We start from the raw sequence: 23,355 nt of genomic DNA on the forward strand, positions 1-23,355 counted from the left end.
CGGTCACCGCCCCCGGCACGCCCAGATCACCACCGGAGCGCCGTCGGGGCCGTGAGTGAAAGCCCGGGCGTCGCCGCACGCGGCACAGCAGACAGCGAAGTACCGCGCAGGCGGCTCGCTGCCGACGCCCTCCGCCCACTGCACCGGTCCCGCGTCACCACACACTTCGCAGTGCCGAGGAACATGGCTCATCCACGGCAGGTCCTCCCACTCACCCCAGCTCACCGCCCGGCCCCGATGCTCCTGCGGCAGATGGACAGCAGCGGGGCGCCCAGGCAGCACCGGCTCGCTGCCGGGCAACGCCTCGGCCGCGGCAGGAGTCTGGGGCGGTTCGCCCCGGGCGACAGCGAGGCACGTACGGCAGGCTCGACGTTCATCGAAATCCCCGGCGTACGGTCGGACCACCGGGACGTCGTTCCCGTGGCCGCTGCACAGGAGTTGCACGCCGGCGGCCAGTCCAGCGGGCGGCACCTCCGTCGGCGCGATGCCGTGCAGCTCACCGGTCTTCGGCGCACGTACGACCACCACGGGCGACCGCAGACCGGCACCGGCCATGGTCACGGGTGGCGGCGTCTGGGTCCGAGCGAAAGGTCGGTGCATCACAGAGGGAGGCTGGCCACGATGCTCAGGTCCCGGCGCGTCTGGGTGTTCGTACTCGTCTTGGAGTACGTGTTCCACCCGGCGGAGGAGAGCGCGACGCGCACGCGCTCGAGGGCTTCGTTGCGGGCCTCGCGGACGCGGACGACGCGCGGACGCCGGAGCGCCCTCTCGTTGTCGCGGCCGTCGATGAACCAGGAGGCCTCGACGGTGCGCTCACCGTTGGGCGACAGGTACACACCCTGAGCGCCGTGCTCGCCGTAGAGGTTGCGCCAATCGTGCAGGAACACCGCGAGGGGAATGCTCGCCCGCCGCAGGGCCGACGATGCCGCCGTGACCGTCGGCTGATGGGCGAACTCGGGCAGGCACCCGACGAACCCCGCCCGCCGGTCGTCGTCCACGGAGGCCGGCTCGGTCCACAGCTGACCGGCCCGCCACGCGAGCGCGGTCAGGGTGGGGAGATGCGTAGTGGTGCTCGCCGCGGTGAGCGTCACGGCGAGGGCTTCCGGCGCGGCGAAAACCGCCGGGTGTCCATCGAGGCGGGTGAAGAGCGCGGCAGCGCGACGAACGAGGTCGGCCAGCGAGGCGCTGTTGCCGGTATGGACGATGCTGTCCATGCACTGGCGGAAGGCGTCGTAGTTCGCCGGGTCCGGGGCCGGGATGTTGCTCAGGTCTGCGGGCGCCATACGGGCTCCGATCGTAAGGGAGGAGATGAGTGCGGTTCAGTGCGTGTGGGTGAGGCGCACCACGTGTGCGGCCAGGGCGGTCACGACGGCGCCGTCGGCCGGGATGCCGACGTTGATGTGGGTGGTGGCGTCGTTGCGCCGGATCAGGGTGCGGCCGTCCTCCCGTCCGAGCTTGATCTCTGGGACGCCGGGAAGGTGCTCGGGCAGGTCGGGCGCCGGCAGGGACGCGGGCGATGCGTCGGCGTCGGCGAGGTCGGCCGCGAGGTGCTGGAGGTCGCCGTCGCTGTGGGCACAGCCGTTGTGGCAGGTCAGCAGGGCAAGCCGCCGGGCCCCGTCGCTGGAGCAGAGAGCGTGACGGGTGTGCGTCTTGTACCTCTTGGTTCGGACGACCGCGGCGTCGGCGGCCGGGTTGTCTCGTACGAGCCAGGCCGCCTCGCCCTCGGCGTCCACGAAGTGCCAGGAGATACGGACCGACATGGTGTTGCGCAGCTTCCACCAGCTCTCCACGACCCCCGTGTCCTGCCCCTGCAAGGTGAACAAGTGCAAGAGGCTGCGGCCGGCGGCCGGATCGGCCCACATCGCGTCATCCGACAGCGGCAGCGGCCGCGCCCGGGCGAGGAGCAGCGGCGTGTTACCAGGCCAGTCGACGCCGTCACGCTCCATGTGCCGAAGCTGAACGGGGCAGCTCTTGCAGCGGCCGGCGTTGCTGCATCGGTCGTAGCCGCCCCACTGCTGGCGTCCTGTACGCGACTCGAACAGGTAGGAGAAGGCCAGGGGGAGGAGTCCGCACTGGGGGCGGTCCTCCATATGAGCGTTCACGGTCAGTCTGCTCCAGCCCTTTCCATCCGGGCCGGCCGGGTACTTGGGCTCTTCCAGGAAAAGAGGCAGGTTCGCTCCTCGTGATGGGGTGATGGGGCGTGCCCGGGGTGCATCTCCGGCGCGCGCGGCCTGGGGGCCGGGGCATAAGGGCGGTTCGTTCAGGAGGCCGCTGCGAGGACGACTACGTCCTGCGGGGCGACTCCGTGGAACAGGGCGACGGCGTTCTGCGCGGGCCTTGCGGAAAATCACGAAGGCACAGGTCAGGGGCTTGCCCCAGTCGACCTCGGGAACGCCCCTCCTCGGTTTTGGGAACGTATGGGGTGTCTTTGCAGGTCAGGTAGGTCGCCTGGAGTGACCCGCTTGCCGACAGCCAGCTGCGTCTGCTCGAATCGGATCTCCCCTGTGGCGTGAGGGCATCTCGGATTGTCCCGTCCCGTCCTGTACGAGCCGCGGTGCCGTCAGCTGAGGTGAATGTGTGCTTGGGCGTCCCGGGCGTCGGCGTGGAGGCGCCCCCGGTCGGGGGCGGAGGATGCGTGGGCACGGGCCCGGGCCTCGACGCTGGTCGCGCCTGCCTCCACCTCGCGCATGATGCGGCCGACTTGTTGGATGGCCTTGCCCTTGAACCGGAACGGGCTGGGTACGGCCGCCCCAGGCGGTGACGGTGCGGCGCCCGGGGAGGGTCGGCTGGGCAAGATCCCGGCTTGCCTGCGGGGCACCCCGGATTTCGGCTCCCGAAGACAGCGGTCAGCCGGCGGGGGTCGGGACAGCTGTCCCCTTGCGGTCGTCACGGATTCCGGATGGTTCGGATTCGAGGATCCAGCAGACGCTTGCGCCGTCGTGGTCGGTGGGCTGGCCCTGCTCGGCGTGGGAGAGCAGGGATTGGAGGTGGGCTTCGAGGGTGACGAGTTCGGCGATCTGGGCACGTACGTTGTCCAGCCGCTCGCCCAGCAGTCGGCTGACGTGGCCGCAGGGGCTCTCGCCGCGGTCGTGCACGGTCAGGATCTGCCGTACTTCCTGCAGGGACATTCCCGCGGCCTGGCAGCGGCGGATGAAGCGGAGCCGGTCGGCGGTCTCGGGGGCGTAGTCGCGGTGGCCGCCGGGGGTGCGGGTGGGGGGAGGCACGAGGCCGGTGTCCTCGTAGAAGCGGATGGTTTTGGTGCTCATTCCTGTGAGCTTGGCCACTTCGCCGATTCTCATCGCGCCCTCCACTTGAACTTCCAGTGCGGTGGAAGTGTAACGCTGTGCGTGTTCCAGGAGCCCCTGGTACCCGCGACCGCCGATCCAGGCGGTCGTATCTGTAGCGAGGAGCGTTACATGAGCGAGACCACGTACACGGTCACCGGCATGACCTGCAGCCACTGCGCCGATGCGATCACCAAGGAACTCGGCGACGTTCCCGGTGTGAGCAAGGTCGAGGTCGATGTCGAGACCGGCCGTGTCACGGTGGCCAGTGACAGCCCGTTGGCGACGGAGGACGTGCGGGCCGCCATTGTCGAGGCTGGCGAGTACGAACTCGTCACCTCCTGACGCTCGTCCAGGGAGCCCCGGCGTCGTCGGCGGCCCGGTCCGGCCGACGGCTCCGAGATCGCGACGCTCCCCAATGGTGCCGCGTGTGCCGCGAACGCGTGATCCGCGGCGTCGGACCTCGGTCGCCGTGAGTACGGAATGCCTGATGTGGCACCAGCCGTACGGCGCCGGGTCTCGCGGCTCCGCTCCTCCTTCTTTTTGAGGGCCGGGAGTTCGCCGACACCCGCGGTCCGGCGGGTCCTGACTCGGCCGGCTCCGCCGGACCGCCGGTGTGTGCCGGCGGCTGAACCGTCCCCGATCCGACCTGTCCCCGGTCCAGGCACAGAAGGACAAGCAGCCTCACATGACGACCACCGAAGCAGACACGACCGGCCGCCTGCCCACGGTCGGACCGCCGGGTCAGGCCGAGCCGGAGAACACGGTCGATCTGTCCATTACCGGGATGACCTGTGCCTCGTGTGCGGCGCGGATCGAGCGGAAGCTGAACAAGGTGCCCGGCGTGAGTGCGTCGGTGAACTTCGCGACCGCCAACGCCCGGGTCTCCTACCCGGATGAGCTGACGCCGCAGAAGCTCGTCGAGGTGGTGAAGGCGACCGGGTACGGGGCGAGCCTTCCCGCGCCCCCGTCCACGGCGGCCGAGAGCGGGGGTTCGGCCGATGGCGGTGCCGGGCCTGTCGGCGAGGAGGAGCGGCATGTGCGGGCGCTGCGGGACCGGCTGCTGGTCTCGGCGGTGCTGACGGTGCCGGTGGTGGTGCTGTCGATGGTGCCGGCCACGCAGTTCCGGTTCTGGCAGTGGCTGGCGTTCGCGCTGGCGTCCCCGGTGGCGCTGTGGGGGGCGTGGCCGTTCCATCGCGCCGCGCTGCTGAACCTGCGTCACAGGGCGGCGACCATGGACACCCTCGTGTCGGTCGGCGTGCTGGCGGCCTGGGTCTGGAGCATCTACGCGCTGTTCCTCGGCGGTGCGGGGGAGCCGGGGCTGCGGATGGAGTTCTCGCTGCTGCCCAACACCGGGCACGCGGGGATGGCCGAGGTGTACCTGGAGGTGGCCGCGGCGCTGACCGCGTTCATCCTGGCCGGGCGCTACTTCGAGGCGCGTGCCCGGCGGCGGGCCGGGGAGGCGATCCGGGCGCTGATGGACCTGGGCGCCAAGGACGTCACCGTGCTGCGCGACGGCCGCGAGGTCCGGGTGCCGATCGACCAGCTGGCGGTCGGCGACGAGTTCGTGGTGCGGCCCGGGGAGAAGATCGCCACCGACGGTGTGGTGACCGAGGGAACCTCGGCGGTGGACGAGTCGCTGCTGACGGGTGAGTCGCTGCCGGTGGAGGTCGGCCCCGGTGACGCGGTCACCGGAGCGACGGTCAACGCCGGAGGCCGGCTCGTCGTGCGGGCCTCCCGGGTGGGCTCGGACACCAAGCTGGCGCAGATCGCCCGGCTGGTGGAGGAGGCCCAGACCGGCAAGGCCGAGGTGCAGCGGCTGGCCGACCGGATTTCGGCGATATTCGTCCCCGTCGTCATCCTGCTGGCCGTAGAGACCATGGTCGCCTGGCTGATCCTGGGCTACCCCGCCCAGACCGCGCTGACCGCGGCGGTGGCGGTGCTCATCATCGCCTGCCCGTGCTCGCTGGGGCTCGCCACGCCGACCGCGCTGATGGTGGGCACCGGCCGCGGCGCCCAGCTCGGACTGCTGATCCGGGGGCCTGAGGTGCTTGAGTCCACCCGGCGCATCGACACGATCGTGCTGGACAAGACCGGCACCGTCACCGAGGGGCGGATGCGGCTGGCGGATGTGGTTCTCGCCGACGGCGAGGACCGCAAGGAGGTCCTGCGGCTGGCGGGCGCGCTGGAGCATGCCAGCGAGCACCCGATCGCCAGGGCGATCGCCGACGCGTCCGCCGAAGAGCACGGCCCTCTCGCTCTTGTCGCGGACTTCGCGAACCATGCCGGTCGCGGTGTGGTCGGCACAGTCGAGGGACGCGAGGTGATCGCGGGCCGGGCGAGCTGGCTGTCCGAGCGCGGTCTGGAGATCCCGTCCGCGATGGTCCGGGCCCAGCAGAAGGCCGAGCGCACCGGGTGCACCGTGGTCTTCGCCGCCTGGGAGGAGAAGGTGCGGGCTGCCCTGGTGGTCGCCGACACCGTCAAGGCAACCAGCGCCGAGGCCATCGCCCAGTTCAAGGCGCTCGGACTGACCCCGGTGCTGCTGACCGGTGACAACACCGCCGCGGCCCAGCACGTCGCCGCCGAGGTCGGCATCGAGCAGGTCATCGCCGAGGTCCACCCCGAGGACAAGGTCGCCGAGATCAAGCGGCTCCAGGGCGAGGGCAAGGTCGTCGCGATGGTCGGCGACGGCGTCAACGACGCGGCCGCACTGGCCCAGGCCGACCTGGGACTTGCGATGGGCACCGGGACCGACGCGGCGATCGCCGCTGCCGATCTCACTCTGGTCAAGGGCGACCTGCGCGGCGCGGCCGACGCGATACGCCTCGCCCGCAAGACCCTGTCCACGATCAAGGGCAACCTGTTCTGGGCCTTCGTCTACAACGTCGCCGCCCTGCCGCTGGCCGCGTTCGGCCTGCTCAACCCGCTCATCGCCGGCGCCGCGATGGCCTCCTCCTCGGTGTTCGTCGTCAGCAACAGCCTGCGGCTGCGCCGCTTCCAGCCGACGAACCGCAATTGAGCCCCGCTCAGCCGACGCGGCGGTGCCTCCGGCGCGCTGCCGGGCCCCTGGGCCCAGACCTGACCTGACCACCCGTTCAACACCCGCTACTGGACCAGAGATAAGGACGAAACCATGGCTGCAGGACAGATCGGGCACCGTACCGCCCTCGCCATCGCCGCCGCGGTCGTGACCGTCGGCGTCACCGTCGCCGTCGCCACCGCGGCGGCCGCCGGCGGAGGCCCCTCCGACGACTCCAGCACGAGCCCCACGGCGTCCGCGAGCCCTTCCATGTCGATGGCTCCCGGATCCTCGATGCCGTCGGCCTCCCCCACGCCGTCGCCCACGGACCCCGGCACTGCCGGCCCGGCCCCCAGCGTCGCCCCGTCCAACCCCGGCATGGGCGACATGAGCATGGAGGAGATGCGGATGCGGATGCAGCTCGAAGCCATGCGCATGGGCATGGAGATGGGCATGGACAAGGGCATGGAGGCGGGGATGGAGATGGGGTCGGGGATGTCCGGCTCCATGAACGACTCCGGCACCCCCGCTCCCTCCACCACCCCCTCGCCCGGCGCCACGCCCCAGAACGGCATGAACGGGATGAACGGCAGTGGCATGAGCGGCGGCAGCTCCGGCGGTATGGGCATGGGCGACATGGGCATGGGCATGGGCATGGGCGGGATGTAACGGTGGCCGACCCGAACAACGCCGCCGACGAACAGGATCGCCGTCTGGCCGTGCGGGTGGGCGTGGCCACGGCCAGCCTGGCCGGCGCCACACTGCTCACCGGCGTACTGGTGGGCGCCGCCCAGCCGTCGACGGCCGAGGCGGTGCCCGCGGCGGCCGTCGCCGCCTCCTCCGCCCCTGCTGCCGCGACTCCCGCACCCGAGCAGGCGACTCCGTCCGCCCCGGTGACGCGGAGCAGCGGCAGCGGCTGTGGCTCCGGCGGGCAGACCTCACCGCCGGCGGCGGCCCCCGCACCGTCCCAGGGCCGGCAGGGCCAGGCGACGCCGTCGGCCGCGATGCCTTCCGCGCCCATGCCGTCCCCGCCGATGACGACCAGCCGTGGCAGCTGAGGCGCGGTTTCCCGTGATGGGGTCCGCCGGCCACCTCCTGGTGGCCGGCGGCTGTGAACCGGAGCTTCTCGCCCGAGCCCGCTCCCAGCTGGAAGAGCTGGAGTCGCTGTGGTCCCGCTTCCGCGCCGACAGCGAACTGTGCCGCCTCAACGCCTCGCCCGACCGCTGGGTCAAGCTCTCGGAGCCGACCGTCGCCCTCGTACGCCAGACCGTACGGGCATGGGAGGTGACCGGCGGCCTGTTCGACCCCACCGTCCTGCCCGCGCTGGAAGCCGCCGGCTACACCCACACCTTCCCGACGCTGCCACGCGAGCCGGCGCCCGGCGTCACACCCGCCCCAGCCCCCGGTTGCGCGGGCATCGAGATCGACGATGACCGGGTGCGCCTGCCCCCTGGCGTACGGCTCGATCTCGGCGGCATCGGCAAGGGATACGCGGCCGATCTCGTCGCCCAGGCGCTGCTGGCCTCCGGGGCCGAGGGGGCCTGCGTCAACCTCGGCGGGGACGTACGGGTCGTGGGCTCGGCTCCCGGCGCCCAGGCGTGGTCCGTCGCGGTAGAGGACGAGGCCAACCCTGGTATGGACATGGCGTGGCTGGCCCTGGCAGACGGCGCGGTCGCCACCTCAACCCGGCTGCGCCGCCGGTGGCAGCGGCAGGGACAGCAGCTCCACCACCTCATCGACCCGGCCAGCGGCGCACCGGCCACCAACGAGGTGGCCACCGTCACCGTGGTGGCAGGCCAGACGCACTGGGCGGAGGTTTTGGCCAAAGCGGCCCTGATCGCCGGACTGTCTGCAGGGACAGCCTTGCTGGAGAGTCACGGCGTCGCCGGCCTCCTCGTGACCGAAGACGGCACGGTGCACCGCGCCGGGCCCTGGGAAAGGTACGTGACGTGGACCCCCAACTGTGGTGGCACCTCGCCCGCGCCGGCGGGCTGATGTCCTGGTGGCTGCTGTCGGCCACCGCCGTATGGGGGCTGCTGATGTCCACCCGCGTGCTGGGCCCTCGCACGGTCCCCGCACGCCTGTACGACCTGCACCGCTTCCTGTCCGGACTGTCCCTGGTCTTCCTGACGGTGCATCTGGTGGGGCTGGTCGCCGACTCCTGGGTGGACATCGGCCTGCTGCAGCTACTGATCCCCTTCACCTCCGACTACCGGCCCGCGGCGGTGGCCTGGGGCGTCATCGCCCTGTACCTCCTGGCCGCCATCCAGACCACCTCCCTGCTCAAGCACCGCATCCCGCACCGGTGGTGGCGCTACGTCCACACCGGCACCTTCGCCCTGTTCGTGCTGACCACCGTGCACGCCCTCACCGCCGGCACCGACAGCACAGCGGTGTCGTGGACCGGTCTCGTCCTGGGCGCGGCGGTCGGCTTCCTGTCCCTCTACCGGCTGCTGGCCGGACGCCGCAGCGCCGGCAGCGACACCCCCGCACCCGCAGCTACGGCCGTAGAACCGCCCGTACACCGCGACCCGCCCGGATCCCGGCCCGTGGTCGTGACGGACACCCGGCGCGCCGCCGACGGCGTCGTGACCCTCGACCTCGCTGCCCCGGACGGCACACCGCTGCCCGCGTGGCAGCCCGGCGCTCATGTCGACCTCGTCCTGCCGTCCGGGAGGATCCGCCAGTACTCGCTGTGCGGCGACCCCGCCGACCGGACCACCTACCGCATCGGCGTCCTGCACCAGCCCGACGGGCGCGGCGGCTCGGCGGAGGCCCACGCGCTGGAGGAGGACCAGCCACTCGCCATCAAGGGACCCCGCAACAGGTTCCCGCTGGTCCTGGCCGACCACTACCTGTTCATCGCCGGCGGCATCGGCATCACCCCCATCCTGCCCATGATCCGCGCGGTAGCAGCGGCAGGGCGGGAATGGCACCTGCTCTACGGCGGCCGCTCCCGCGCCACCATGGCCTTCACCGACGAACTGACCGCCCTCGGCGGCGACCGCGTCCGCCTGGTGCCCCAGGACACCGACGGCCTGCCCGACCTCACCACCGCGCTGGCCGGCACCCCACCGGGAGCCGCCGTCTATGCCTGCGGACCCGAACCCCTCATCAGCGCCGCCGAGAAGACCGTGGCCGCGGGCTTCCCCGACAGGCACCTGCACATCGAACGCTTCGCCGCCCCCGGAGCCAGTTCACAGGCGACCGGTTCCCCAGCCCCGGCCCGGCCGTTCCACGTCGAGCTGCGCCGCACGGGGCGCACGCTTCCGGTCCCGGCCGAGCGCACCCTGCTGGACGTGATCCGCCAGGCCGTCCCCGACGCCCCTTCCTCCTGCGAGGAGGGCTTCTGCGGCAGCTGCGAACTGCGTGTCCTGGCCGGCACCCCCGACCACCGCGACACCGTACTGCCGCCAGGCGAGCGGGACCGCCGCGACGTCGTCTACCCCTGCGTCTCGCGCTCCCGCAGCCCCCGGCTGGTCGTGGACCTGTGACCGGCTCCGCCCCCTCCGCCCAGCCGAGAGGCCCTCCGCGCGAACCGACGCGGACGCCGCCCCTCGCCGACACCGAGCTGCGAACTCGCCGCCGGGCGTCGGTCGGTGACCGAATCAGACGGCGGGCAAGGGCCCGCCACCGGCACGTCAGTTCCCTTTCACCGAACCGGAAGCAAAGCCACGCACGGAGAAGGATGTCTCACATGAGCAAGGTCAGTTGACTACGACAGAGGCTGGGGCACCGCTCTCGCCGGGGGCGACCCGGGCGCACCGGCCCCGAGCAGCCCCTCCACGAGTTCGTCGCCCGCCCCGTCCACGAACCCTGACAGCGGCGCAGGCGGCCCGCCGACGCCCGGTGCCCTGCGGTAGGCGAGCGCACTGAGCCGTGGTGCACCCAAGCCGGGCCGAAGGCCCGCCCGGGGGCACGCAGCTGTCGAACCCGTTCCCCAAGCCCGACCTGGTGCTGACCGACACCAGCGGCCAGAGCTTCGACCTGCGCAAGCAGACCGCCGGGAAGGCCACGCTGGTCTTCTTCGGCTATACCAACTGCCCCGACGTGTGCCCCACCACCATGGGCGACATCTCCACAGCCCTGGCCAAGCAGCCCCAGGACGTACGGGACGACACCACAGTCGTGTTCGTCACCACCGACCGCGAGCGGGACACCCCCGAGGACACCGGCCGCTGGCTGCGCGCGTTCGGCCCCCAGTTCACCGGCCTGTCCGGAGACCTGGAGAAGGTGAAGAAGGCCGCCCTCGGCCTGGGCACCTCCGTCGAAGACCCCAAGGGCCACGCCGACGGCACCGTCGCCACCTCCCCACGGCACCCAGGTCGCCGCGTTCTGGCCCATCCACGACAAGGCCCACGTCCTCTACAGCGGCACCACCGTCGAGGACTTCACCCACGATCTGCCGCTCCTGGCCAAAGCTACCGCCGAGTAGCCGACGCAGGGGGTCTCGCTCTCGGCGCCCCGTCCGGGAAACCGCTGCGCTGCGCTGTCAGCGGCTGCGGACAGCGGCGCCGAGGAGGTAGTCGCCCCGGATGCGGGTGAGGCTGCCGCGCACAGCCAGGCCGTGGCGGGGCAGCTCGGCGAGGAACTGCTCGGCGGTGAACCGGTCTTCGGTGGGGTGGTCGAACAGCAGCCGGTAGGAGGGCCGGGCCAGGGCGTGCGCGGTGACCTCTTCGAACACGAACAGCCCGCCCGGCTTGAGGGCGCGGGCGGTCTCGGTGAGGGCGGAGCGCCAGTCGGGGATGTGGTGGATGATCGCGAAGTCGAAGACCGCTTCGTAGGAGCTGTCCGCGGCGCCGAAGGCCGTACGCAGGTCGGTGGCGTCCCCGACCGCCAGGCGCACCCGGTGCATTTCGCGGGCGAGGCGGCGCCGGGCCTTGGTGATCATGTAGGGGTCGAGGTCGACGGCGTCGACGTGCGCGGCGCGGAAGCGGTCCAGGATCAGCTTGGTGCCGTAGCCGGGTCCGCAGCCGAGTTCGGCCGCCTTCGCCCCGGGCGGCAGCGGGCCGCCGGCCAGCTTCAGCAGGGTCGGCACCTCGTAGAGACGTTGCAGCGCCCGCCTTGCCGGGTTGTTGATCGCGGCCTTCTCGATCCGGTTCATCAGCACGTCCGGGTCCCCCTCGCCAATGCATCGCCACGGGCAGCTATCATCGTCGCATGACGATGAATAGCACAGGAGTGGCCCCGGCGGCCACCATGACGACATGCGGGGCGCCGTCGGCGGCCGTGGCCCTGTTCCGTTCCCTGGGTGAGCCGGCCCGCCTGGCGATCCTGCTGCGCCTGGCCGAAAGCGAGGCTCGGGTGGTCGACCTGGTCAAGGCACTGGGCCTGGCCCAGTCCACGATCTCGGCACACCTGGCGTGCCTGCGTGACTGCGCCCTGGTCGACTCCCGGGCCGAAGGCCGCTCGTCGTTCTACTTCCTGGCCCGCCCGGAGTTGCTGGACCTGCTGGCTTCGGCCGAGGATCTGCTGGCCGCCACGGGCGAGGCCGTGGATCTGTGCCCCACCTACGGCCGCACCTTGGTGGCTGCTCAGCGCAAGGAGAAGACCCATGGGTGACGCGTGCGGATGCGGCGGCGACGAACCGCGCACCAGTGACGACGCCGAGGAGTCGGCACCGGAAAAGATCTGGCAGGTCAGCGAGCTGCAGTGGGCGGCGGTCGCTGGCGTGTTCCTGCTGGTTGGCTTCGTCACCGGCCTGGCCGACGGCCCGGACACGGTCGAACTCGTCCTGAACGCGATCGCCCTGGCCGCGGGCGCCTGGACGTTCGTGCCCGGCACCCTGCGCCGCCTGGCCAAGGGCAAGATCGGCGTCGGCACGCTGATGACCATCGCCGCCGTCGGAGCCGTCGTCCTGGGCCAGGTCGAGGAAGCGGCCATGCTGGCCTTCCTCTACTCCATCAGCGAGGGTCTGGAGGAGTACTCCCTGGCCCGCACCCGCCGCGGCCTGCGCGCCCTGCTGGACCTGGTGCCCAGCGAGGCCACCGTGCTGCGCGAGGGGGCCCAGGTCACCGTCGACCCGGCCACCTTGAAGATCGGCGATGTGCTCCTGGTCAAGCCCGGTGAGCGCGTGGCCACCGACGGCACCATCCGCTCCGGCCGCAGCGCACTCGACGTCTCCGCGCTGACCGGCGAGTCCGTCCCCGTCGAGGCGGGCGAGGGCGGCGCGGTGTACGCGGGGTCGATCAACGGCACCGGCGTGCTGGAGGTCGAGGTCACCGCCGCCGCCGCGGACAACTCCCTGGCCCGCATCGTGAAGATCGTCGAGGCCGAGCAGTCCCGCAAGGGCCAGGCCCAGCGCCTCGCCGACAAGATCGCCAAACCGCTGGTGCCCGGCATCATGATCCTCGCCGCGATCATCGCCGTCACCGGCAGCATCCTCGGCGACCCGCAGACCTGGATCGAACGGGCCCTGGTCGTCCTGGTCGCCGCCTCCCCGTGCGCGCTCGCGATCTCCGTCCCGGTCACCGTGGTCGCCTCCATCGGCGCCGCCAGCCGCCTGGGCGTCCTCGTCAAGGGCGGCGCCGCCCTCGAAGCTCTCGGCCGCATCCGCGCCGTCGCGCTCGACAAGACCGGCACCCTGACCCGCAACGAGCCCACCGTCATCCGCACCGTCTCCGCCGACGGCCGCAGCGAGAAGCGGGTCCTTGAGATCGCTGCCGCGCTGGAGGCCCGCAGCGAACACCCCCTGGCCCGCGCGATCCTGGCCGCCGCCCCCGAACACCCGCAGGCGGACGGGGTGGAGGCGGTCACCGGCGCCGGACTGACCGGCACCGTCGACGGCCGCCCCGCCCGCCTGGGACGGCCTGGCTGGATCGAGCCCGGCAGCTTCGATGAGGACGTCACCGCCCTGCAGAACATGGGCGCCACCGCCGTCCTCGTCGAGTACGACGGACACCTCATCGGTGCCATCGGCGTACGCGACGAACTGCGCCCGGAGGCCGCCGAGGTCGTCGCCCGCCTCCACGGCTCCGGCTACACCGTGGCCATGCTCACCGGCGACAACCAGCGCACCGCCACCGCCCTGGCAGCCCAGGCCGGCATCACCGAGGTCCACGCCGACCTGCGCCCCGAGGACAAGGCCACCCTCATCCGTGCCCTGCGTGAGCAGCGCCCAGTCGCCATGGTCGGCGACGGCATCAACGACGCCCCCGCCCTGGCCAGCGCCGACACCGGCATCGCCATGGGCGCCATGGGCACCGACGTCGCCATCGAAACCGCGGACATCGCACTGATGGGCGAGGACCTGCGCCACCTGCCCCAGGCCCTCGACCACGCCCGCCGCTCCCGCGCGATCATGCTGCAGAACGTCGGCATGTCCCTCGGCCTGATCACCCTGCTCATCCCGCTGTCCGCCTTCGGCGTCATGGGCCTGGCCGCCGTCGTCGCCGTCCACGAGCTCTTCGAGATCGTCGTCATCGGCAACGGCGTCCGCGCCGGACGCACCCGCCCCCTTCCCCCCGCACCAGTACCCGTCGCGGCAGAGCAGCCCGTCCCGGCGACGGCAGGAGTCTGAACCATGCCCGAGCACACCCCCCGCGGGTCCTCGGCAGCCAGGCGGCGCACGGCCCTCGCGGCCGGCGCCGCCGCCCTGGCCGGACTCGACCTCGCCCTGAAAACCTGGGCCAAGGACAGCCTCGCCGACGCGCCGATCGGTCCCGGCTTCGCCCAACTGCGCCTGGCCTACAACCCCGGCGTCGCCTTCTCCATGGGCGACACCCTGCCCTCCTGGGTGGTGATCGCCCTCACCGCCCTGATCACCGCCGGTGTGGGCGTGTTCGCCTGGCGCACGGCCCCGACGTCGAAGGCCACCGCCGCGGCGCTCGCCGCCATCCTCGCCGGCGCCGCTGCCAACCTGATCGACCGCACGGCCGACGGAGTCGTCACCGACTACCTGCACACCGGCTGGTGGCCCACCTTCAACCTCGCCGACGCCTTCATCGTCTGCGGAGGAATCGCCGTCGCCGCCCTGTCCTGGCGCCGCACCGACCACGAACCCGACAACGCCCCCGCCTGACCAGCCAAAGGAGGAGGTGAGCGTGATGGCCGTCCTCGCCCTCGCCCTGTACGCGGCGTTCCTGCTCATCGCCGGTGGGATGCGGGCCTTCATCCAGTACCGGCGCACCGGGGACTTCGGCGCCCGCCACGGCCGTCCCGGCACGGCCCAGTGGTGGGGCAGCATCGCCCCCGGCCTGAGCAGCCTCCTCACCGGCATCAGCCCCGGCCGCCGAGCTCACCGACCTGATGCACCCTCTACCGCCCAGCTGGCGATGGGCTCCTCCTGGCGCATCGGTATGTAGAAACTCCATAACGCTGCTGCAAGCGGCGGGACTCTGCAACTCGGTATCACCCAGCCCCGGCCGCGCCGAGGAAGGAGGCGGCTGTTCGAGCGCCTGCCGAAGTATCGCCGAGCGGGACCGGATGCGGCTGTACTTGTACGTTTCGGGCGCGGGGACCCGGTCCGCGGGCCCGTCAGCCCCCGCCGTCGTGGGCGGCTGCGCGTTGCGGCCCTCTTCCGCCTGTCGCCTTTGGCCGGCGTCCGAGGGCGGGCAGGCGGGTGGTGAAGGTGGTGCCGCGGCCGACTTCGCTGTCGGCGGTGAGGGTGCCGCCGTGGGCGGCGGCGAGTTCGGCGGCGACGGCGAGGCCGATGCCGGAGCCGTCGGCGCGGGCATCCCGGCTGCGGAAGAAGCGGTCGAAGACGCGGGGAAGGTCCTCGGCGGGGATGCCGGGGCCGGTGTCGGCCACGCGCAGCTCGGCCCAGCCGTCCTCCTGGCGCAGGGTGACGGTGACGGTGCCCCCGCCGGGGACGAACTTCAGGGCGTTGGTGAGCTGGTTGGTGACGATCTGCCGCAGCCGTACCTCGTCCCCGTCGACGCGGACGTCGTCCAGGTCGGTGCGGAGGGTGAGCCCGGCTTCGGTGAACCGGCCGGCCAGACTGGCGGTCGCGTCGCGGACGAGGGCGATCAGTGACAGGGATGTGCGTTCGAGGGTGAAGGCGGCGGCGTCGGCGGAGGCCAGGGTCTCCAGGTCGGCGATGAGGCGGCCCAGCCGGAGAGTCTCGTCGTGCAGGGAGTCGATCACCTTCGGAGTGGCATCGCGGACGCCGTCCTGGACCGCTTCGAGTTCGCTGCGCAGTATGGCCAAAGGAGTACGCAGTTCGTGGGCGACGTCGGCGGCGAAAGCGCGCCGCAGCTCGTCCTCCCTCTCTACCCGGTCGGCCATGGTGTTGAAGGCGGTGGCCAGTTGGCCGATCTCGTTGCTGGGCACGGTGGCGGCGCGCCGGTCGCGTTGCCCGGCTGCGAGGTCGTCGGCGGCGCGGGTGAGTTCGGCGATGGGTGCGGTGGCCCGGCGGGCGGTGTAGACGCCGACGACGAGGGCGACCAGGGCCGCGCCGAGGGCTCCGGCGGCGAGGAGGCGGTTGACGGATGCCTGGAAGTCCCTGTCCACGGCCGGGACCACACCCTGGGGAACGCGGACTTGGAGGGTGGCGACCCGCTGTCCGTCCACGGTGATCGGCAGGCTGCGCGGCGCGCCGAGGTCGCCGGTGCCCATCATCTCCCGGTGCATGGCCAGCGTGGCGGCGGTCACGTCGGCGTCGGCCAACGACCACACCTTCCGGCCCGCCGGGTCGAGCAGTTCGGCCTCCGAACCGGTCATGGTGACGGTCGGCGCGAGCTCGTTGAGCGCCTGGGCATTCCACGCGCCGTCGCGGGCGTAGTCCGCGGCGAACAGGGCGACCAGCTGCTGCTGGCTGGTGCGCTGCTGCTCGCTCAGGTAGTTCTCGAAGCGGTCGGTGAAGGCGGTGTTGACGAGCACGGCGGTCAGTACGGCCGTGCCGATGCCGAGCGCGGCGAAGGCCAGGGCCAGGCGGCGGGCGAACCGGCCGCGCAGCAGTTCACGCATCGCGGTCCACATCACGATCCACTCCGAGTTTGTAGCCGACCCCGGTCACGGTGACGATCACCGTGGAGGGCGGGGCGTCGCCGAGTTTGCGGCGCAGGTTCTTCACGTGCACGTCGATGGTCCGCTCGTACGCCTCGAACGTGTGGCCCTGGACGCGGCCCACCAACTCCATACGGGTCCAGGCCCGGCCGGGCCTGGAGGCGAGCGCGGCCAGCAGGTCGAACTCCATGCGGGTCAGCTCCACCGGCCGGCCGTCCGAGCGCACTTCGCGGCGCTCGGTGTCTATCCGCAGCCGCCCCTTGCCGTAGGAGTCCGGCGCCACCGTTTCGGTGCTCGAGCCGCGCGCGCGGCGCAGCACCGCCTCGATACGGGCGACCAGCTCGCGCGGGCTGAACGGCTTGACGACGTAGTCGTCGGCGCCCAGCCGCAGCCCCATCACCCGGTCGTTCTCGCTCGCCTTGGCGGTGAGCATCACGATGGGCACGTCGCTGGTCTTGCGCAGCAGCCGGGCCACCTCCTCGCCGGGCAGGCCGGGCAGCCCCAGGTCGAGGACGACCAGGTCGGGGTGGGAGGCGGCGGCCAGATCGAGGGCGCCGCGGCCGTCGCCCGCCTCCAGCACCGAGTAGCCGTCACGCTCCAGGTAGTCACGCAGCAGCCCGCGCAGCTTCACCTCGTCGTCGACGACCAGCACCGTCGCACTCACCGGTTTACCTTCCTTCTCATCAACAGTACGGGGCTCGTCCGCAGCCAGGACGCCGGCCGTACCGGATACGACGAGAGCCACGGCCTGCCGAGGCCCGCCTCGGCAGGCCGTACACCACCCGGCTGGTATGCCCGGGTGCCCTCGCCCGGCCGGCGCGGGTCATGACGCGGCGCCCCCGACAGAGACCTTGGCTTCCGGCACCGGCCGGGGCCGCATGAAGCAGTCGCGGGCGCCCGTTCCTTCGTACGGGTTCCATCATGCGGCCACGGTGGCCCTGACCGCGGTGTCCACCGGCGATGCCGGGGAGCCGGGCAGCGGTCGCGGGGTGAAGCGGCGCAGCCGGTTGGCGTTGCCCACCACCGACAGCGAGGACAGCGCCATCGCCGCGGCGGCGACGATCGGGCTGAGCAGCCAGCCGGTGACCGGGTAGAGCACGCCGGCCGCGAGCGGGATGCCCGCCGTGTTGTAGACGAACGCCAGGAACAGGTTCTGGCGGATGTTGCGCATGGTGGCCCGGCTCAGCGTCACTGCGGTGACCACGCCGCCCAGAGAGCCGGAGATCAGGGTGATGTCGGCAGCCTCGATGGCGACGTCGGTGCCTGTGCCGATCGCGAAGCCGACATCGGCCTGGGCCAGGGCTGGGGCGTCGTTGATGCCGTCGCCCACCATGCCGGCCCGTAGGCCCTCGTCCTGCAGGCGGCGGATCTCGTCCGCCTTGTGCTCGGGCAGCACCTCCGCCAGCACCTTCTCGATGCCCACCTGGGCCGCGATGGCCTCGGCGGTCCGCGCGTTGTCCCCGGTGATCATCACGATCTTCAGGCCGAGCTGCTTCAGCGCGGCGACGGCGGCGGCCGAGTCCTCCTTGACCGTGTCGGCGACCGCGACCAGCCCCAACAGCCGATCGTCGACGGCTGCGTACATCGCCGTCCTGCCCTGGGCGGACAGCTGGTCGGCCTCCGGCGCGAGGGACGCCGGGTCGATGCCGTGCTCGGCCAGCAGCGCGGCCTTGCCCACCAGGACCCGGCGGCCGTCGACGGTGGCGGTGATGCCATGGCCGGTGACCGAGTCGAACTCACTCACCTCGGCGAGCATGATGCCGCGTTCGGCTGCGCCGGAGACGATCGCCTGGCCCAGGGGATGTTCGGAGGAGTGCTCGGCGGAGGCCACCAGGCGCAGCAGCTCGTCCTCGGTGAAGCCGTCCGCGGGCACGAGGTCGGTCAGCTCGGGCCGTCCCCGGGTGACGGTGCCGGTCTTGTCCAGCACGACCACGTCGAGGCGCTGCGCGGTCTCCAGCGCCTCGGCCGAGCGGATCAGGATGCCGGCCTGGGCGCCCTTGCCGGTGCCCACCATCACGGACAGGGGAGTGGCCAGGCCCAGGGCGCACGGGCACGCGATGATCAGTACGGCCACGGCGGCCACCAGCCCCAGCGTCAGCGCCGGGTCCGGGCCGACGAGGAACCACACGGCGAACGCGGTGATCGCGATGAACATCACCGCGGGCACGAAGTAGCTCGCGACGAGGTCGGCGATGCGCTGGATGGGCGCCCGGGATGCCTGTGCCTGCTGCACCAGCTTGACGATCTGGGCGAGCATGGTGTCCGCGCCGACCTTGGTCGCCGTAAACCGGAAGGCGCCGGTCTGGTTGATGGTGGCGCCCACGACCTCGTCGCCCACCGTCTTGGTCACCGGGATCGACTCGCCGGTGACCATGGACTCGTCCAGCGTGGAGCGGCCGTCGACGATGACGCCGTCCACGGGGACCTTCTCACCTGGCCGCACGACCACGACGTCCCCGGCGGCGACCTGCTCGACGGGCACCTCCACCTCCGTACCGTCGCGCACCACGCGGGCGGTCCGGGCCTGCAGGTTCAGCAGCTCGCGGATGGCCTGCCCGGTGCCCGCCTTGGCCTTTGCCTCGAACAGGCGGCCCAGCAGGATGAGGGTGAGAATGACGCCCACCGCCTCGTAGTACACCTCGCGCACCCCCTCCGGCAGCAGCCCGGGCGCCACGGTGACCAGCAGGCTGTAGCCGTACGCCGCCGAAGTGCCCAGCGTGATCAGCGCGTTCATCTCCGCGCCGCGGTGGCGCAGGGCGAGCCAGCCGGTACGGTGGATCGGCCACCCCGTGTAGAACATCACCGGCGTGATCAGCGCGAACTGGAACCACCGGTTGAGCAGCAGGCCCGGCACGTCCACACCGAACACCTCGTGCAGCATCACGGCCGCCACGACCGGTAGGGACAGCAGCGCGCCGAAGAGGACCCGTCGCGACAGATCGGCGATCTCCTCGCGCCGCGCGGCCGCTTCGGCGTCTTCACGCTCCGGGCCGCTCTGCTCGGGGGCCTGCTCAGTCTCGACGGTCGGCACGGCGGATGCCGCGCTCTCGCCGTCACCGGGCTCGACCAGCAGCGTACCGTGCACCATGTTCATCCCGCACGCGAAGCCGAACCGGCCCGCCCGGTCGGGGGTGAACTCCACCGCGGTCGTCTCGTACGCCGGAAGCGAGGCGGCGAGCGCGAAGTCCGGGAAGACCACACGGGACGTGCAGTCCCCACCCTCCTGCCGGTCGAACACCAGCCGCACCGGCACCCCTTGGCGGACCTGGATCAGATCCGGGGCGTAGCCGCCCTTCACCGTGATGCCGATCTCCTGGACGCCGCCCACGAGTTCGGCCTGACGGGACTTCTTGGGGCCGAAGAAGTACCAGGCCAGGAACGCGATCAGCGCGACCGCTCCGGCCAGCACCCCGATGTCCGCCGCATTCATGACGTACTCCCTTCCGTGGACGGGTTCCTGTACGGGCCGATGCGGTAGCCGGCGCCGCGTATCGCCGCCTCGATCCCGGACGGTTCGGCCGGGGCGTCGTACCGGACGGCGACGGCACGGGCGCGGCTGCTGACGTCGGCGATCGTCACGCCCGGCAGGGCGGCGACGACACCCTCGATGGCTACCTGGCACTGTCCGCAGGCTCGTATGAGCGCTTTGAGCATGGCGACCTCCTATGTCTCTCGGGGGCTTTCCGCATGGGTCAGCGGTGCCGGAACAGCACCTTCATCAACTCGTCGTGGATGAGCGGGTCGTCGTCCTTGATGGCGTCGGTGACGCACCGCTCCAGGTAGTTGCGCAGCACCGTGCGGGACACCCCGTCCAGGGCCTTCTGCACGGACGCGATCTGGTCGAGCACGTCCACGCAGTACCGGCCCTCCCGGATCATCCGGGTCACGCCCTGCACCTGCCCGCCGATCTTGGCCAGGCGCACCAGCGCATCGTCGGCGGCCTCCGGAGCGATGAACTGCCGCTGCTGCCCGGTCTCGGATTCGGTCATCACGCGCCTCCTTCACGACCGAAGCTACTCCTACCCCCTAGGGGTAGCAAACCGATCCATTAGTGATTTTCAGGCAACCGTGAGCAGTGGGAGTCAGTCCTGCCCTGCCACCCGAGGGCTGAATTCCCACACCACAGGCCCGGGAGGCGGATGGCGGCGCCCGTACGGACAGAGACGCGACAGGCCCTCGGGACCGCCCCTGACCCCGGCAGGCAACAGCGCCCGCACACGGCCGCTTCATCGGCCCTTCACACCCCGCGCCTAATTTCGGCTTCGTACCGCAAAAGCCACAGGTGAGGAGCACTGATCATGATCAGGCACAGGACCATCGCGGTGGCCGCGGCCACCGCCCTGCTCGGCGGCCTCGGCGCGTACGGAGCCGCCACCGCGTTCGCCGCGACCTCGGACACGACGCCCGAGCCGACCCCCTCGGCGACATCGTCCCCGAGCGCCGGCGGCAAGAGCACCGAAGCCATGATCCAGCGCTGCCTCAAGGACATGCCCGCCAACGAGCGCGGTGCGGCGGAGAAGCAGATGCGCAAGATGACGTCCGAGCACTCCATGATGGACGGCGGCTCCGGCATGTCGATGAACGGCATGATGGGCTCCGGCTCCGGCACCTCGATGAACGGCATGATGGGCAGCGGCTCCGGTGAGTCGATGTCCGGCATGATGGGCGGCGCCGAGGGCGGGTCCTGACCCGATGGAGCTCGCCTTCCTCCCGAGTCCGCCCAGCCCGTACCTGACGGTCGGCCCGCTCATGCTCCACGGGTACGCGCTCATGGTGGTCCTCGGCGTCATCACCGCGATCGCCATCGGCCGGCACCGCTGGAACGCCCGGGGCGGCGACGCGGGCGCCGTCCTCGACATCGCCATGGTCGCGGTGCCGTTCGGCATCCTCGGCGGCCGCCTCTACCACGTGATCACCAGCTGGCAGCTGTACTTCGGCCAAGGCCGCAACCCGGTCGAGGCGCTGTACGTGTGGCAGGGCGGCCTCGGCATCTGGGGCGCGATCGCCGGCGGCGCCCTCGGCGCCTGGATCGCAACCCGGCGTCGTGGCATCGCCTTCACCGCCTTCGCCGACGCCCTCGCACCGGCCGTCCTGGTCGGCCAGGCGATCGGCCGGATCGGCTGCTGGTTCAACCAGGAGCTGTACGGCAGGCCCACCACCCTGCCCTGGGGACTGGAGATCGACCCGGCCAACCGCCCCGCCGCCACCCCGGACGCCGCCACCTACCACCCCACGTTCGCCTACGAGGCCGCCTGGAACCTGGGCGCCGCCGCCCTCGTGATCTGGGCCGAGCGACGCTTCCGCCTCGACCGGGGCCGCGTCCTCGCCCTGTACGTCGCCGCCTACACGGCGGGCCGCGGCTGGATCGAGATGCTGCGCGTCGACCCCGCCAACCACCTGGGCCTGCGGCTGAACGTGTGGACCAGCCTGCTGCTGTTCCTCGCCGCCGTCGCCTTCCTCGTCGTACGCCGTCGGCCCGCCCCGACCGCACCCGCCCCGACGGTAAGCACCGAAGCCACGCCTCCTGCTGAGGAGCAGGCCGCGCCCGCACCGGTGCCGTCGGACACGGACACGGACACCGCGCCCGCCCGGAAACGGACGGCCCTCCCGGGGAGAGCGCCATGACCGGCCGCCGGCCGTGCCTCCGTATCGGCTCCCGGACGGGGCTCACGCTGCTGCCCTTCGACCCGCACCGCATCGGCAGGCCGCCGGTCTGATCCTGGCCTTCGTCGGGCTGAGCCACCGGAAGCAGTCCGCGGCCGACCCGACGCACATGGCCCGACCATCGTGTGCTCATCGTCCCTTCACAGCACATGCCTAACTTCTTTCGTACAGCCCCGGTCCGGCCCACCGCGCCGGGCACACCGCACAAGCCCCTGGAGTGATCCCCATGATGTGCCTGAACAAGAAGGTCCTCATCGGTGCCGGTGTCGTCGCCGGCGGCTTGTTCCTGGTCAAACCCGCGTGGGCGGTGGCCGCCCTGCCGCTGCTGATCCTGGCGCTCTGCCCGCTCAGCATGATCTTCATGATGCGCGGCATGGGCAGCCAGAGCGGCAAGGGCGGCAAGGGCGCCGCGTGCGGCACGTCCGGGGCGACCGCCAAGTCCACGACGGCCACGACGGCGACGGGGACCGATCTCGACAAGCAGATCGCCGACCTCCAGGAGGAGGTGCGCATCCTCCGCGCCGCGAACACTCAACAGCAGGCGTCCGCGCCCAGGGTGGACTTCAGCAAGCCGGACGAGCCCGGTCCGCGCCCCTGACGGCGCGGGCCCGCTCCCGGAACACGGGGGCATCCCGACGTGCGTCCGCCAGCCCCTGTCTGTGCAGTCGTCCGCGACCTGCTCCCGGAGTACGCCCTGGGCCTGCTCTGGCATGCTCGGGCCCCTACCGGCGCATCCGACACCCGCAGTACACCGGGTTCCCGGCCATCATGACCGGGTTCCTCCTGATGTGGCCCACTCTGCCTACACTGGTGATGTTCCCGGTACTGGTCTGGGTCTACCGGCGCCTCGCCCTGCGTGAGGAAGCCGAGGTCGCCGCCTGTTTCGGCACCGCTTGGGAGCGTTATGCGGCCCGCACACCCCGCTTCCTGCCGTCCCGGCGACGCCGGAAGACAGTAGGCGCGCACCGTGCCGCCTGCAGGTGACACGGTCCGCCCTCACGCGGAGGACACCCGCACCGCGGCAGACCTGACGGCCCGGTCCCGGACCAGGGGCCGGTTCCCCGGGCTGTCGGGTCTGCCGTCCCTTCCGGCCGACGGGTCTGCCGTCCCTTCCGAAGGAGCCGACGATGCCCCAGTATCTTCCGCTCATCCTGTTGCTGCTGGCCTGCCCCGTGGGGATGGCCCTGATGATGTGGTATATGGGGCGGTACCAGCGTAAGAACGTGCGACAGGCCCAGCCCCGGCCTCGGCCCACCGTCCCCACCGGCCACGACACCAACGCAGTCGAGGTCACCCACCTGCAGGCAGAGATCGACCAGCTCAAGGCCGCCCAACGGGACTCGGCCGGCAGGCCGGCGTCTCCGGGAGACCGCCCGCCCCAGGCCTGACCTGGCATCCGGCACGGCACGGCTGTGCGGCGCGCCGAATCGCCGATGCGGCCCG

General features: G+C 71.7%; 25 protein-coding genes. 16 read left to right on the forward strand and 9 right to left on the reverse strand.

Features of this window, described 5'->3' with window-relative positions; translation table 11 throughout:
* Nucleotides 1-599 precede the first annotated feature (599 nt).
* The 3 genes from SZN_RS04195 to SZN_RS04205 all read right to left on the reverse strand — a co-directional run bounded on the left by SZN_RS04195 (nt 600) and on the right by SZN_RS04205 (nt 3,266).
* The gene (locus SZN_RS04195) at nt 600-1,283 is read right to left on the reverse strand and encodes a hypothetical protein (RefSeq protein WP_007491712.1); all 684 of its coding nucleotides are present in this window, start codon (nt 1,281-1,283) and stop codon (nt 600-602) included.
* Between the two features lie 36 nt (nt 1,284-1,319).
* Nucleotides 1,320-2,102, reverse strand: coding sequence for a hypothetical protein (locus SZN_RS04200; protein WP_139063520.1), 783 nt, complete (start codon nt 2,100-2,102; stop codon nt 1,320-1,322).
* A gap of 744 nt (nt 2,103-2,846) precedes the next feature.
* Nucleotides 2,847-3,266: a heavy metal-responsive transcriptional regulator gene (locus SZN_RS04205; protein WP_208865756.1), complete on the reverse strand. Its 420-nt coding sequence runs from the start codon at nt 3,264-3,266 to the stop codon at nt 2,847-2,849.
* A 150-nt stretch (nt 3,267-3,416) separates the two neighbouring features.
* On the opposite strand from SZN_RS04205, the gene SZN_RS04210 reads away from it, so the two are divergent.
* From SZN_RS04210 to SZN_RS38140, 7 genes are all read left to right on the forward strand, one after another.
* The gene (locus SZN_RS04210; RefSeq protein ID WP_007491717.1) at nt 3,417-3,629 is read left to right on the forward strand and encodes a heavy-metal-associated domain-containing protein; all 213 of its coding nucleotides are present in this window, start codon (nt 3,417-3,419) and stop codon (nt 3,627-3,629) included.
* 343 nt (nt 3,630-3,972) lie between these two features.
* The gene (locus SZN_RS04215; RefSeq protein WP_007491719.1) at nt 3,973-6,303 is read left to right on the forward strand and encodes a heavy metal translocating P-type ATPase; all 2,331 of its coding nucleotides are present in this window, start codon (nt 3,973-3,975) and stop codon (nt 6,301-6,303) included.
* 114 nt (nt 6,304-6,417) lie between these two features.
* Complete coding sequence (locus SZN_RS40825) at nt 6,418-6,972, forward strand: hypothetical protein (protein WP_007491721.1); 555 nt, start codon at nt 6,418-6,420, stop codon at nt 6,970-6,972.
* Between the two features lie 2 nt (nt 6,973-6,974).
* Nucleotides 6,975-7,361: a hypothetical protein gene (locus SZN_RS04230; protein ID WP_007491723.1), complete on the forward strand. Its 387-nt coding sequence runs from the start codon at nt 6,975-6,977 to the stop codon at nt 7,359-7,361.
* A complete protein-coding gene (locus tag SZN_RS04235) occupies nt 7,351-8,298 on the forward strand; it encodes an FAD:protein FMN transferase (RefSeq protein ID WP_139063521.1) in 948 nt (315 codons plus the stop codon). Before SZN_RS04230 ends, SZN_RS04235 begins: the two co-directional genes overlap by 11 nt.
* Before the next feature lie 398 nt (nt 8,299-8,696).
* Complete coding sequence (locus SZN_RS38135; protein ID WP_399497988.1) at nt 8,697-9,797, forward strand: PDR/VanB family oxidoreductase; 1,101 nt, start codon at nt 8,697-8,699, stop codon at nt 9,795-9,797.
* A 385-nt stretch (nt 9,798-10,182) separates the two neighbouring features.
* Nucleotides 10,183-10,848 carry an SCO family protein gene (locus tag SZN_RS38140; RefSeq protein ID WP_244313285.1) on the forward strand — a complete coding sequence of 222 codons (666 nt, stop codon included), beginning with the start codon at nt 10,183-10,185 and terminating at the stop codon, nt 10,846-10,848.
* Here the strand turns inward: SZN_RS38140 and SZN_RS04250 are convergent.
* Nucleotides 10,796-11,407, reverse strand: coding sequence for a class I SAM-dependent methyltransferase (locus tag SZN_RS04250; protein ID WP_007491731.1), 612 nt, complete (start codon nt 11,405-11,407; stop codon nt 10,796-10,798). The two genes, SZN_RS38140 and SZN_RS04250, sit on opposite strands and share 53 nt — an antisense overlap.
* A gap of 56 nt (nt 11,408-11,463) precedes the next feature.
* Between SZN_RS04250 and SZN_RS04255 the strand changes: the two genes are divergently transcribed.
* From SZN_RS04255 to SZN_RS04270, 4 genes are read left to right on the forward strand one after another with little or no spacing between them, the layout of a single operon-like run.
* Nucleotides 11,464-11,865, forward strand: a complete 402-nt coding sequence (locus tag SZN_RS04255; RefSeq protein WP_050814997.1) for an ArsR/SmtB family transcription factor — start codon at nt 11,464-11,466, stop codon at nt 11,863-11,865.
* Nucleotides 11,858-13,822 carry a heavy metal translocating P-type ATPase gene (locus SZN_RS04260; RefSeq protein WP_007491733.1) on the forward strand — a complete coding sequence of 655 codons (1,965 nt, stop codon included), beginning with the start codon at nt 11,858-11,860 and terminating at the stop codon, nt 13,820-13,822. The genes SZN_RS04255 and SZN_RS04260 overlap by 8 nt, the downstream gene beginning before the upstream one ends.
* Before the next feature lie 3 nt (nt 13,823-13,825).
* Entirely contained in the window at nt 13,826-14,323 is a 498-nt protein-coding gene (locus tag SZN_RS04265) for a signal peptidase II (RefSeq protein WP_007491734.1), read from the forward strand.
* Nucleotides 14,324-14,339: 16 nt separating this feature from the next.
* The gene (locus SZN_RS04270; protein ID WP_007491735.1) at nt 14,340-14,606 is read left to right on the forward strand and encodes a hypothetical protein; all 267 of its coding nucleotides are present in this window, start codon (nt 14,340-14,342) and stop codon (nt 14,604-14,606) included.
* 172 nt (nt 14,607-14,778) lie between these two features.
* On the opposite strand, the gene SZN_RS04275 is transcribed toward SZN_RS04270, so the two are convergent.
* The 5 genes from SZN_RS04275 to SZN_RS04295 form a co-directional block, all read right to left on the reverse strand.
* Nucleotides 14,779-16,221 carry a sensor histidine kinase gene (locus SZN_RS04275; protein ID WP_007491736.1) on the reverse strand — a complete coding sequence of 481 codons (1,443 nt, stop codon included), beginning with the start codon at nt 16,219-16,221 and terminating at the stop codon, nt 14,779-14,781.
* Nucleotides 16,202-16,912: a response regulator transcription factor gene (locus SZN_RS04280; protein WP_007491738.1), complete on the reverse strand. Its 711-nt coding sequence runs from the start codon at nt 16,910-16,912 to the stop codon at nt 16,202-16,204. The genes SZN_RS04275 and SZN_RS04280 overlap by 20 nt, the downstream gene beginning before the upstream one ends.
* Nucleotides 16,913-17,167: 255 nt before the next feature.
* Nucleotides 17,168-19,678, reverse strand: a complete 2,511-nt coding sequence (locus tag SZN_RS04285; protein ID WP_007491740.1) for a heavy metal translocating P-type ATPase — start codon at nt 19,676-19,678, stop codon at nt 17,168-17,170.
* Nucleotides 19,675-19,902, reverse strand: a complete 228-nt coding sequence (locus SZN_RS04290) for a heavy-metal-associated domain-containing protein (protein WP_007491741.1) — start codon at nt 19,900-19,902, stop codon at nt 19,675-19,677. The genes SZN_RS04285 and SZN_RS04290 overlap by 4 nt, the downstream gene beginning before the upstream one ends.
* A gap of 38 nt (nt 19,903-19,940) precedes the next feature.
* Nucleotides 19,941-20,237 (reverse strand): metal-sensitive transcriptional regulator, encoded by a 297-nt coding sequence (locus tag SZN_RS04295; RefSeq protein ID WP_007491743.1) that lies wholly within the window; start codon nt 20,235-20,237, stop codon nt 19,941-19,943.
* A gap of 309 nt (nt 20,238-20,546) precedes the next feature.
* Between SZN_RS04295 and SZN_RS04300 the strand changes: the two genes are divergently transcribed.
* The 5 genes from SZN_RS04300 to SZN_RS04315 all read left to right on the forward strand — a co-directional run bounded on the left by SZN_RS04300 (nt 20,547) and on the right by SZN_RS04315 (nt 23,300).
* Entirely contained in the window at nt 20,547-20,936 is a 390-nt protein-coding gene (locus SZN_RS04300) for a hypothetical protein (RefSeq protein WP_007491745.1), read from the forward strand.
* Between the two features lie 4 nt (nt 20,937-20,940).
* Complete coding sequence (gene lgt, locus SZN_RS04305) at nt 20,941-21,873, forward strand: prolipoprotein diacylglyceryl transferase (protein WP_007491748.1); 933 nt, start codon at nt 20,941-20,943, stop codon at nt 21,871-21,873.
* Between the two features lie 265 nt (nt 21,874-22,138).
* Nucleotides 22,139-22,510, forward strand: coding sequence for a DUF2933 domain-containing protein (locus tag SZN_RS04310; RefSeq protein ID WP_007491752.1), 372 nt, complete (start codon nt 22,139-22,141; stop codon nt 22,508-22,510).
* 107 nt (nt 22,511-22,617) lie between these two features.
* Nucleotides 22,618-22,896: a methyltransferase family protein gene (locus tag SZN_RS38145; RefSeq protein ID WP_078508442.1), complete on the forward strand. Its 279-nt coding sequence runs from the start codon at nt 22,618-22,620 to the stop codon at nt 22,894-22,896.
* A gap of 143 nt (nt 22,897-23,039) precedes the next feature.
* Nucleotides 23,040-23,300, forward strand: coding sequence for a hypothetical protein (locus SZN_RS04315; RefSeq protein ID WP_007491756.1), 261 nt, complete (start codon nt 23,040-23,042; stop codon nt 23,298-23,300).
* The last annotated feature ends 55 nt before the right edge of the window (nt 23,301-23,355 follow it).

The organism is Streptomyces zinciresistens K42 (assembly GCF_000225525.1).
GTDB lineage: Bacteria > Actinomycetota > Actinomycetes > Streptomycetales > Streptomycetaceae > Streptomyces > Streptomyces zinciresistens.

What these genes read in the sequence shown, in the direction of transcription:
- SZN_RS04195 (WP_007491712.1), bottom strand. Translation starts at nt 1,283, where the DNA reads ATGGCGCCCGCAGACCTGAGCAACATCCCGGCCCCGGACCCGGCGAAC.
- SZN_RS04205 (WP_208865756.1), bottom strand. Translation starts at nt 3,266, where the DNA reads ATGAGCACCAAAACCATCCGCTTCTACGAGGACACCGGCCTCGTGCCT.
- SZN_RS04210 (WP_007491717.1), top strand. Translation starts at nt 3,417, where the DNA reads ATGAGCGAGACCACGTACACGGTCACCGGCATGACCTGCAGCCACTGC.
- SZN_RS04215 (WP_007491719.1), top strand. Translation starts at nt 3,973, where the DNA reads ATGACGACCACCGAAGCAGACACGACCGGCCGCCTGCCCACGGTCGGA.
- SZN_RS40825 (WP_007491721.1), top strand. Translation starts at nt 6,418, where the DNA reads ATGGCTGCAGGACAGATCGGGCACCGTACCGCCCTCGCCATCGCCGCC.
- SZN_RS04250 (WP_007491731.1), bottom strand. Translation starts at nt 11,407, where the DNA reads ATGAACCGGATCGAGAAGGCCGCGATCAACAACCCGGCAAGGCGGGCG.
- SZN_RS04255 (WP_050814997.1), top strand. Translation starts at nt 11,464, where the DNA reads ATGACGATGAATAGCACAGGAGTGGCCCCGGCGGCCACCATGACGACA.
- SZN_RS04260 (WP_007491733.1), top strand. Translation starts at nt 11,858, where the DNA reads ATGGGTGACGCGTGCGGATGCGGCGGCGACGAACCGCGCACCAGTGAC.
- SZN_RS04265 (WP_007491734.1), top strand. Translation starts at nt 13,826, where the DNA reads ATGCCCGAGCACACCCCCCGCGGGTCCTCGGCAGCCAGGCGGCGCACG.
- SZN_RS04275 (WP_007491736.1), bottom strand. Translation starts at nt 16,221, where the DNA reads ATGTGGACCGCGATGCGTGAACTGCTGCGCGGCCGGTTCGCCCGCCGC.
- SZN_RS04285 (WP_007491740.1), bottom strand. Translation starts at nt 19,678, where the DNA reads ATGAATGCGGCGGACATCGGGGTGCTGGCCGGAGCGGTCGCGCTGATC.
- SZN_RS04290 (WP_007491741.1), bottom strand. Translation starts at nt 19,902, where the DNA reads ATGCTCAAAGCGCTCATACGAGCCTGCGGACAGTGCCAGGTAGCCATC.
- SZN_RS04295 (WP_007491743.1), bottom strand. Translation starts at nt 20,237, where the DNA reads ATGACCGAATCCGAGACCGGGCAGCAGCGGCAGTTCATCGCTCCGGAG.
- SZN_RS04300 (WP_007491745.1), top strand. Translation starts at nt 20,547, where the DNA reads ATGATCAGGCACAGGACCATCGCGGTGGCCGCGGCCACCGCCCTGCTC.
- lgt (WP_007491748.1), top strand. Translation starts at nt 20,941, where the DNA reads ATGGAGCTCGCCTTCCTCCCGAGTCCGCCCAGCCCGTACCTGACGGTC.
- SZN_RS04310 (WP_007491752.1), top strand. Translation starts at nt 22,139, where the DNA reads ATGATGTGCCTGAACAAGAAGGTCCTCATCGGTGCCGGTGTCGTCGCC.
- SZN_RS04315 (WP_007491756.1), top strand. Translation starts at nt 23,040, where the DNA reads ATGCCCCAGTATCTTCCGCTCATCCTGTTGCTGCTGGCCTGCCCCGTG.